Origin of the sequence: Teichococcus aerophilus, from assembly GCF_014490485.1 — a bacterium.
GTDB classification, from domain to species: Bacteria; Pseudomonadota; Alphaproteobacteria; order Acetobacterales; family Acetobacteraceae; genus Pseudoroseomonas; species Pseudoroseomonas aerophila.
Genome location: NZ_JACTVA010000093.1, coordinates 1 through 8786 on the forward strand (window position 1 = coordinate 1; position 8786 = coordinate 8786).

Consider the following 8786-nt stretch of genomic DNA (forward strand, 5'->3'; position numbering starts at 1 on the left):
CGGCGGCACGGCTGGCGCGGCGCGTGGCCTCCGCCGTCACGGACGGGGCCTGGCGCCCGGGCGGGTCCTGCCTTCCGCCAGGGCCGGGCGGCGGATTGCCCCGGCGGGCGGCTTCACGCTCCAGCCGGCGCGCGCGGCGACCCTTGAAGGAAATCTGACTGTCACCACGGAAAAGACCACCGATACTCAACGCGACCTCCAGCATCGAGCGCAGCGGCTTATCCGCACGCACGTCATCCCAGTTCAGCCAGGCATCGGCCCGGCCCAGTACCACGCGGACGATGTTGCCTTCGTCCATCAGCCCGCGCGGGGCGAAACGCAGCTGCAGGCGGTCGTCCTGCCAGCGCAGCAATTCGGCGGGGAGCGAGACGACGTCCGACCCCAGGTCGAACTCGATCGTCCCCATCATCGTCTGCGGCAGCACCGCCGGCTGCTTCATCACCATCGCCGCGCCGCCGAGGGAGAGATCGACGCTCTCCCCCACCACGCGGCTGCCGTCGGCCAGCAGCAGGGTTGCGGGCACCACGGCGGCCACGCGGGCACGCTCGCGCACCTGCCGCCGCTCACGCCCCACAGCCAGCCCGGCCAGCACCATGATCAGCGAGAGCAGCACCCAGATGCTGTTCAGCGCATTGGCCTGGAAGGCGAGGCTGGAGGGCGGGTTGGTGACCAGGCCGTGGATGCCGGACATCAGCCCCAGCACCAGCAGCAGGCCGATGACCAGGTTGGGGCCCACGGCGCGCAGGTCGAAGTAGCCGTCGCGCAGCGTGCCGCCCTTGCTGGTCACGTTGAACTTGCCGCGGCTGGGGTCCAGCAGCGTCGTGACGACGACGGGCGCCAGATAGACCGCCAGCACCGTCTCGTAGATCTCGGACCAGAAGCTGTGGCGCACGCGGCCCTGGATGCGGCTGTTGGTCGCGATCGAGTGCACGATATGCGGCCCGGCATAGGCGACGATGGCCAGCGGGGAGGCCGCGATGATGTTCTCGCCCAGCAGCAGGAAGGCGAGCGGCGCGGTGAGGAACACCACGCGCGGCACCGGGAACAGGAAGTGCCACTGGGCGCTGAGGTAGCAGATCCGCTGGTACAGCTTCAGCCCCGGCCCGAACATCGGGTTGTCCACCCGCAGGATCTGGATCATCCCGCGCGCCCAGCGCATGCGCTGGCCGATATGGGCGATCAGCCGGTCCGTCGCCAGGCCAGCGGCCAGCGGCAGGCGCAGATAGGCGGTGCGCCAGCCCAGCCGCTGCATCTTCAGCGAGCAGTGGCAGTCCTCGGTCACCGTCTCGGTCGGCACGCCGCCGACCTGTTCCAGCGCCGTCCGCCGCATCACGGCGCAGGAGCCGCAGAAGAAGGCGGCGTTCCACAGGTCGTTGCCGGACTGCACGCGGCCGTAGAACAGCAGCCCCTCATTCGGCACGCGCTTGCCGGAGGCGAGGTTCCGCTCGAACGGATCGGGCGAGTAGAAGTGATGCGGCGTCTGCAGCATCGCGATCTTGGGGTCCTTCAGCATCCAGCCCATGCTGATCTGCAGGAAGGCCCGCGTCGGCACGTGGTCGCAGTCGAACACCGCGACGTATTCGGCGTTCGTCCGCTCCAGCGCATGGTTGATGTTGCCGGCCTTGGCGCCCTTGTTGTCCGGGCGGACCATGTAGCCGCAGCCGACTTCCTCGGCGAACTGGCGGAACTCATCCCGCCGGCCGTCATCGAGGATGTAGATATTCATCCGGTCGCGCGGCCAGTCCATCGACATGGCGCCGAACACGGCCGGCTTCACCACTTCCAGCGGCTCATTGTAGGTCGGGATGAACACGTCCACGACCGGCCAGACCTCCACCGCCTCCGGCATCGCCACCGGCTGGCGCTCCAGCGGCCAGATCTGCTGGAAGTAGGAGAGCAGCAGGGAGAGCACGGCATAGACCTCGGCCAGCAGCAGGCCGGTGCCGAGGAAGGTGGAGAGGAAGCTGGTGTAGTCCAGCGTCTCCGTCACCCGCCAATAGATGTAGCGCAGCGAGATGAGCGAGGAGAGCGCGACCAGGAAGATCAGCGAGCCGCGGCCCTTCAGGCGGCCGAGCAGCAGGAACACCGCGAAGCCGCCGAGGGCGAGCCAGGCCTGCGCCTCCGCCTCCAGCGGCGTGATCATGAACACGAGGCCGATCAGCAGCCCCAGCAGGACCAGCAGACCCCCCAGGAACGGCACCCGCATCAGCGGCCCGGTCAGGCGACGGCCGAGCCGCATCAGCGTGTTTCCCATTGCGGGGCCGCCCAGGCGGCAGCCTCGTGCGGCTGCTCCTGCCGGGGGGCCGGTCTGTCCTGAGAGGCCAGCAGGGCCTCGATGGCGGCGGCGATCTGCCGCAGTTCGCCGCCGGCGCGGCTGGCGGGTTCCAGCAGGCGCTGGGCGGCCACGGCCTCCCCCACCGCGCCATCCTGGCTGACGGCGCCGAGCAGGCGGCTGCCGAGATGCCGGGCCACCGCCTCTGCCGCCGCGCGGGAGAGGCGGTCCCGCAAATCCACCGCGTTCAGCACGAATTGCAGCCGGCCGGAGAACAGCGCCTTCATGGTACCGGTGCCGAGGAAGCGCCCGGCCTCGATCTCCGCCAGCATGGCGGCGCTGATGGCCTCGCTGCGCAGCACCGTGACGATCAGGTTGGCCATCGGCGTCAGGATGGACAGCGCCTGGGACGGGCCGGGCGGCATGTCCGCCACTACCAGCACGTTGGGGTCGGCCAGCATCTCCCGCAGCGGGGCGGCCAGCAGCTCCGGATCGTTTTCCAGCGCCACGGCGTTGTCCAGCGCCTCGCGCAGCGTGACGGCACCGTGCGGCAGCAGCAGGGTGCCGGAGGGCGCCTGGCGCAGGTGGCCACGCCATTGGGGGCGCTGCGGCAGGTGGGCGGCGAAGCCGTCCTGCTCCGCCACCGACATGCCGAAATGCAGCCGGAGGGAGTTCTGTGGATCGAGGTCCAGCGCCACGACGGAGCGGCCATCCCGCCGCAGCAGGTCCGCCACATTGGCGGAGAGCGTGGTCTTACCGACGCCGCCCTTGGGCGATGCGAAGCAGATCAGCGGCACAGGCGTCTATCCTCAGTCTTGCCGGCCGGCGCGGAGGCCACGCAGGACGTTGTGCAGCGCCACGGTCTGCTTGGCCTCGGCGGGCTGCACCGCGGAGGTCCGTACCCGGCGGAACACATCCGCCAGCGGCGTGGCGGCGGTGGCAGGCGCAACGGCGGGCTGCGGCTGGAACGGCGCTTCCGGCTGCGGCGTGTAGGGCTGCGCCGGCTCATGATAAGGCACGACATCCGACTGCTGCACGAAGGGCTGGGACGGTTCCTGATACGGCACGTAAGCCGGCTGCTGCACGAAAGGCTGCGCCGGCTCCTGGTACGGCACGAAGTCCGGCTGCTGCACGAAGGGCTGAGACGGTTCCTGATACGGCACGTAAGCCGGCTGCTGCACGAAAGGCTGCCCCGGCTCCTGGTACGGCACGCAATCCTGCTGCTGCACCAAGGGCTGGGACGGTTCCTGATACGGCACGTAAGCCGGCTGCTGCACGAAGGGCTGTGGCGGGTCCTGGTACGGCACGAAGTCCGGCTGCTGCGCGACGGACTGCGGCGGCTCCTGATACGACGCGTAGGCCGGCTGCGGCACGAAAGGCTGCGGCGGCTCCTGGGCAGGCACGAAGGCCGGCGCCACGAAGGGCTGCGGCAGTTCCTGGTGTGGCACGAAGTCCTGGTACGGGGCCGACGCGGCGGCGCCAAAGCCGGCGGAGGAGAGCAGCCCGCCAGTGTCGGTGGCGATCGGCTGGCCGCTCAACGGCCCCGGCACCATGCCCGGCGGCGCGGCGGGCCGGTCCCAGACTGCGGGCTGGGCCAGCAGGGCCAGCAGCCCGTGCTGGGCCGTCGCCGGCTGCAACGACGCCTCGCGCAGCACCTCCAGCAGCGGGCGTTCCTCGTCCGGGGCGGCCATGACAGGCTTCGGCGCGGAGATGGGCGCGGGCGAGGTCCATTCCACCTGGGGCGGCGGGAGCGGTGGCGCCGCTGCTGGCACAGGCATCACAACTTCCGGCTGCACAGCAGCAAGAGATGGGGCGGAGTCAGGCCAGGAAACGGCGGCGATATCGAGTTTCTCAACCTTGGGTTGATCGACCTCTTCCATCCGGGCCGGGTTGGGAAAGCCCAGATGCGGGTCCGTCAGCACAGGCGGCTGCGGCGCGGGCAAGGGGGTAGCGCGGGCTTCCTCTTCACGCTGCAAGGCGGCGGCCTCGGCAAGGGCGGCATCGAGATCCGGGGCATCAGGCGCGGATTCGGCCGATGGCGGCTGAAAAGTGCCGCGGACAGGCACGTTGCCAAAGTTCCGGTAGCGTATGACGGGTGCCCGCAGAGCCGCCGCGACCCGCGCGACATCGATGTCTTGTGCCATGCTCTGCTACCCAGCCCTCTTCGCGGCGCAGAATGCAATTTACGCGAGAGGAACGGAATACTGAATCCCGCGCACATTTCAGAAAAAATGTATCTAAATTAAGACAATTCGCTCTCGGCGATCAGCACGAGTATTTTGATCATGCTCCCGTAATAATCGTCCTGGCGGGAGAGGCGCACGGATTCCATCTGGAACGCCCCGCCGCCCGCCCGCGCCTGCAACCACTGCCGCAACACCGCCACGCCGCCATTCGCCGGATAGGGAGAAATGCGGTCGGTCTCCAGATCCGCCCAGGCGGGCAGGTAGGGATGCGTGCGCTCCGCCCAGAAGCGCAGCACGCGCTGCACCGGCGCTTCCTCCTGCAACCCGGCCCAGGCCAGGTAGAGCGGCACGCGCACCGCGTCGTAGGAAAAGCGCGGCGGCCAGCGGGACGGCAGGCTGGCCACGCCGTCGGCGCGCCACAGCGTCAGCCAATCCGGCGGCAAGTCCCACCGGCCGAAGCCGGCGCCGCGCAGCAGCCCCACCCCATCCGCCACCAGGCGCAACCACGCCGGGTCCGGCACCGCCCGCGCCAGCAGCCGGAGTGCCGGAAAGGCGTAGTAGGAGAGGTTGAGCACCACATGCTCCTGCTCCTCGAACCCCCCTGCCCCCGGCAGCAGCACGGTGCGGCCACCGACATGGCGCAGCAGCAGGCGTAAGATATCCCGCGCAATCGCGGTGCCGGCCGCCGCGTAAGCAGGCTCATCCCACCGCCGGGCGGCCAGCAGCAGCGCTGCGGCGATGAACACGTCCCCATCCGTGGCGTTGTTGCGGTCCGACACTGTCTGCGCCGCCCCCGGCACATGCCGCCAGGCGTGCAAATGGTCCCCTGGCCGCCGCAACAATCCGCGCGTCCAGGCCAGCAGCAGGTCGAAGGACGCACGGTCCCCGCACCGCTCGGCGCAGAGCAGCGCCCAGCCCTGCCCTTCGGAATGCGAGACGCCCTGGTTGCCGGTGTCGATGATCCGGCCTTCCGGCAACAGGAAGCGGGCGCGGAAATCCTGCCACACCGCGCGCAACGCCAGGTCCGGCGGCGCAACGGCCCGCGCGGGCGCCGCCGCCCAGGCAGCGCCCAGCCCGGCAACCAGGGCGCGGCGGGACAGGCGCGGCAGAGAAGCCCCGGGGGAAATCATGTGGGGCAAGATGCCGCGGTAAGCCTTGCCGTTCCGTTGCTGCGGGTGGCGCGCGTGTGTTGGTCGGGACGTCGTCCGAGGGGGATTCTGCTGGGGGCCAAGGAGGCTTCTTGAGAGGGGCTCTGCCCCTCTCAAACACTCCCCGCCAAAGGCCTGAGGCCTTTGGAAACCCGTCTGTTCCGGCACGCCAAAGGTGAGAGGTATTTCAATATGTCGTTGTTATTAAAATATTTATCGACGAGCCGAGTTGGATCACCGTCTGCCGTGGCGATTCATTGAAAGCTCCCATGAATCGCAGGTGCGGGAGATCGTATTTCCTGCCGGGGGAGTTCGAGGGGGCAGCGCCCCCCTCGATCCCACACAGACATCTCGATCCCACACAGACATTGCGAGCCACCCCCGGCGTTTCCACAGCAAGCCTGAGCCTTGAGAGACGCCCACCCAGGCTCTGGCAAGGACCCTCAGGGATACGCCGCGGCGGCGGCCTTTTTCAGGTGGCCAGCCATTCCTGGAACAGGGCGTTCACCGCGTCCGGCTGCTCCATGGTCGGCAGGTGGCCGGACTGGGCGATGCGGGCCAGGCGGGCGCCGGGAATGGCGGCGGCCATTTCCTCGGCCAGCTCGGGCGGGGTCAGGATGTCCTGCTCCCCCACCACGACCAGCGTGGGGAGTTGGAGGCCGGGCAGCATGGGGCGGGAATCCGGGCGTTGCAGGATGGCTTGTTGCTGCCGCAGGAAGGCTTCGCGGCCGACGCGCTCGGCCATCTCGCGCACCGCGTGGCCCAGCGGGCCGTCCACATGGTCCGGGTGCAGCAGGCTGGGCAGCAGGCGCGGCGTCACCCCCTTGAACTGGCCGGAGCGGGTGAGCGCCATCAGGCCGCGCCGCCGGCGGGCCTGCTCGTCGGTATCCGGGCGGGCGGAGGTGTCGAGCAGCGCCAGATGCGTCACCCGCTCCGGCGCCCGGCGAAGGATTTCCAGCGCCACGTAGCCCCCCATGGAAAGCCCGGCCAGGGCGAAGCGCGGCGGTGCTGCGGCGAGGGTGCGCAGCGCCATGCTGCCGAGATCCGCATCCAGGGTCAGGTCGGCCACCCGGCAGGGCGTGGTACTGGCGAGGGCGGACATCTGGTCGCGCCACAGACGCTCGTCGCACAGCAGGCCTGGCAGCAACAGCAGGGAGGTGGCGGCGGTCATGGGGCGGCACTTCTCTTCGCGGACGTGGGTTCAGGCGCTGTTGCGGACGTCAGTTGGCCGATGGGCACGGCAGGTACTCATTGGGCCAGAGAGGCGGCGGTGGCCCGAGGCAGGGGGATCGGGCCGGGCCGCCGGCGTAACCGGCGCGGAGAGGACCGATGCGGCCGGCCCTGCAGAGTTCGAAACGGACTTCCAGTTACCCTTCCCCCGAAACCTCGTCAAAAAACCGCTCAAAAACCTCGGCAAAACACGCGCGGGCGGGTCGAAAAACTTGCCAAGCGGCGGCGCCGGGCGCATTAGGGGCGCGGATGCCGGGTTCAGGGCCGCGCGGTTCGCGCGTGACCGGCCGGTACCATCATGCCCACATGAGGCCCGCCGCATGGTCGGCGAAGGGACCAACTGCTCTTGAGCGATCAGTCTGAAGCGCCCGCGATCATCGCGGCCGAGAACGAGCATTCCGACGCCCTGCCCCCGCCGGCCGCCCCGCCCGGCGGTGCCGCCGCAGCCGGCCCGCCGGAACAGCCCGTGACGGACGAGCACGCTCAGGACGCCGCCGGGAACAGCGCGGAGGATGAGATGGCCGCAGAAGAAGCCGCCAGCTGGGCGCAGCATGAGGACGAGGCGCCGCGCACCGTCTTCGCCGATCTCGGCCTGTCCGAGCTGCTGCTGAAGGGCGTGGAGGATGTGGGCTACCTGCACCCGACGCCGATCCAGGAACAGGCCATCCCCATCGTGCTGATGGGCCGGGACGTGCTGGGCTGTGCCCAGACCGGCACCGGCAAGACCGCCAGCTTCGTGCTGCCGATGATGGACATCCTGGCCGGTTCCCGCGCCAAGGCCCGCATGCCGCGCAGCCTGATCCTGGAGCCGACGCGCGAGCTGGCGCTCCAGGTCGCCGAGAACTTCGTCAAGTACGGCCAGCACATGAAGCTGACCCATGCCCTGCTGATCGGCGGCGAGAGCATGAACGACCAGCGCGATGCGCTGGACAAGGGCGTGGACGTGCTGATCGCCACCCCCGGCCGGTTGCTGGACCTGTTCGAGCGCGGCCGCGTCATGCTGGCCGACTGCAAGGTGCTGGTGATCGACGAGGCCGACCGGATGCTGGACATGGGGTTCATCCCCGATGTCGAGCGCATCGTCTCCATGTTGCCGCCGCTGCGCCAGACGCTGTTCTTCAGCGCCACCATGGCGCCTGAGATCCGCAAGCTGGCCGATGCCTTCCTGCAGAATCCGAAGGAGATCACCGTCTCCGCCCCGGCTTCCGTGGCCACCACCATCACTGCCGGCCTGGCCCTGGTGCAGGAGGCGGACAAGCGCCGCGCCCTGCGCCGGCTGATCCGTGCGGAGAACGTGCAGAACGCGCTGATCTTCTGCAACCGCAAGCGTGACGTGGACATCCTCTACAAGAGCCTGTCCAAGCACGGCTTCTCCGTCGGCGCCCTGCATGGCGACCTGGCGCAATCCGTCCGCTTCGCCACGCTGGAGAAGTTCAAGAACAACGAGCTGCAGCTGCTGGTGTGCTCGGACGTGGCGGCGCGCGGCATCGACATCGGCGGCCTGAGCCACGTGTTCAACTTCGACCTGCCCTTCCATGCGGAGGACTATGTCCACCGCATCGGCCGCACCGGCCGCGCCGGGCGGGAAGGCCATGCCTACTCCATCGCCACCGCCGACGACGCCAAGCTGCTGGACGCGATCGAGAAGCTGACCGGCAACCCGATCCCCCGCATCAGCGTCGAGGGTGTCGAGCCGGTGAGCGAGGAGGAGATGACCGAGGCCCGCGAGTCCAAGGGCCGTGGCCGTGGCCGCAGCCGTGGCAAGTCGGAAGAGCGCAGCGGCCGTGGCGACCGTGGTGGCCGTGGCCAGCGCGACGCCGCGCCGCGCCGCGATGCCGAAGCCCGCCCGGCGCGGGACGAAGCGCCCCGCAGCCGTGACGAAGCCCCGCGCAGTGGCCGGGGTGACGAAGCGCCCCGCCGTGGCCGCCGCCGTGAGGAGGAGCCGCGCCG

6 protein-coding genes are annotated in these 8786 nt (G+C 69.7%); 1 reads left to right on the forward strand and 5 read right to left on the reverse strand.

Features of this window, described 5'->3' with window-relative positions:
- From bcsA to IBL26_RS24615, 5 genes are all read right to left on the reverse strand, one after another.
- Positions 1-2239: UDP-forming cellulose synthase catalytic subunit (gene bcsA, locus IBL26_RS24595; protein ID WP_187787148.1), on the reverse strand; the 2239-nt coding region annotated here is incomplete at its 3' end.
- Complete coding sequence (locus IBL26_RS24600) at positions 2239-3069, reverse strand: cellulose synthase operon protein YhjQ/BcsQ (protein ID WP_187787149.1); 831 nt, start codon at positions 3067-3069, stop codon at positions 2239-2241. The genes IBL26_RS24600 and bcsA, both read right to left, overlap by 1 nt.
- A 12-nt stretch (positions 3070-3081) precedes the next feature.
- The gene (locus IBL26_RS24605; RefSeq protein ID WP_187787150.1) at positions 3082-4416 is read right to left on the reverse strand and encodes a hypothetical protein; all 1335 of its coding nucleotides are present in this window, start codon (positions 4414-4416) and stop codon (positions 3082-3084) included.
- Positions 4417-4514: 98 nt separating this feature from the next.
- A complete protein-coding gene (locus IBL26_RS24610; RefSeq protein WP_241749729.1) occupies positions 4515-5588 on the reverse strand; it encodes a glycosyl hydrolase family 8 in 1074 nt (357 codons plus the stop codon).
- 490 nt (positions 5589-6078) lie between these two features.
- Positions 6079-6777, reverse strand: a complete 699-nt coding sequence (locus tag IBL26_RS24615; protein WP_187787152.1) for an alpha/beta fold hydrolase — start codon at positions 6775-6777, stop codon at positions 6079-6081.
- A 576-nt stretch (positions 6778-7353) separates the two neighbouring features.
- Here IBL26_RS24615 and IBL26_RS24620 point away from each other — a divergent pair.
- Positions 7354-8786: DEAD/DEAH box helicase (locus IBL26_RS24620; RefSeq protein WP_241749730.1), on the forward strand; the 1433-nt coding region annotated here is incomplete at its 3' end.

What these genes read in the sequence shown, in the direction of transcription:
- IBL26_RS24605 (WP_187787150.1), bottom strand. Translation starts at nt 4,416, where the DNA reads ATGGCACAAGACATCGATGTCGCGCGGGTCGCGGCGGCTCTGCGGGCA.
- IBL26_RS24610 (WP_241749729.1), bottom strand. Translation starts at nt 5,588, where the DNA reads ATGATTTCCCCCGGGGCTTCTCTGCCGCGCCTGTCCCGCCGCGCCCTG.
- IBL26_RS24615 (WP_187787152.1), bottom strand. Translation starts at nt 6,777, where the DNA reads ATGACCGCCGCCACCTCCCTGCTGTTGCTGCCAGGCCTGCTGTGCGAC.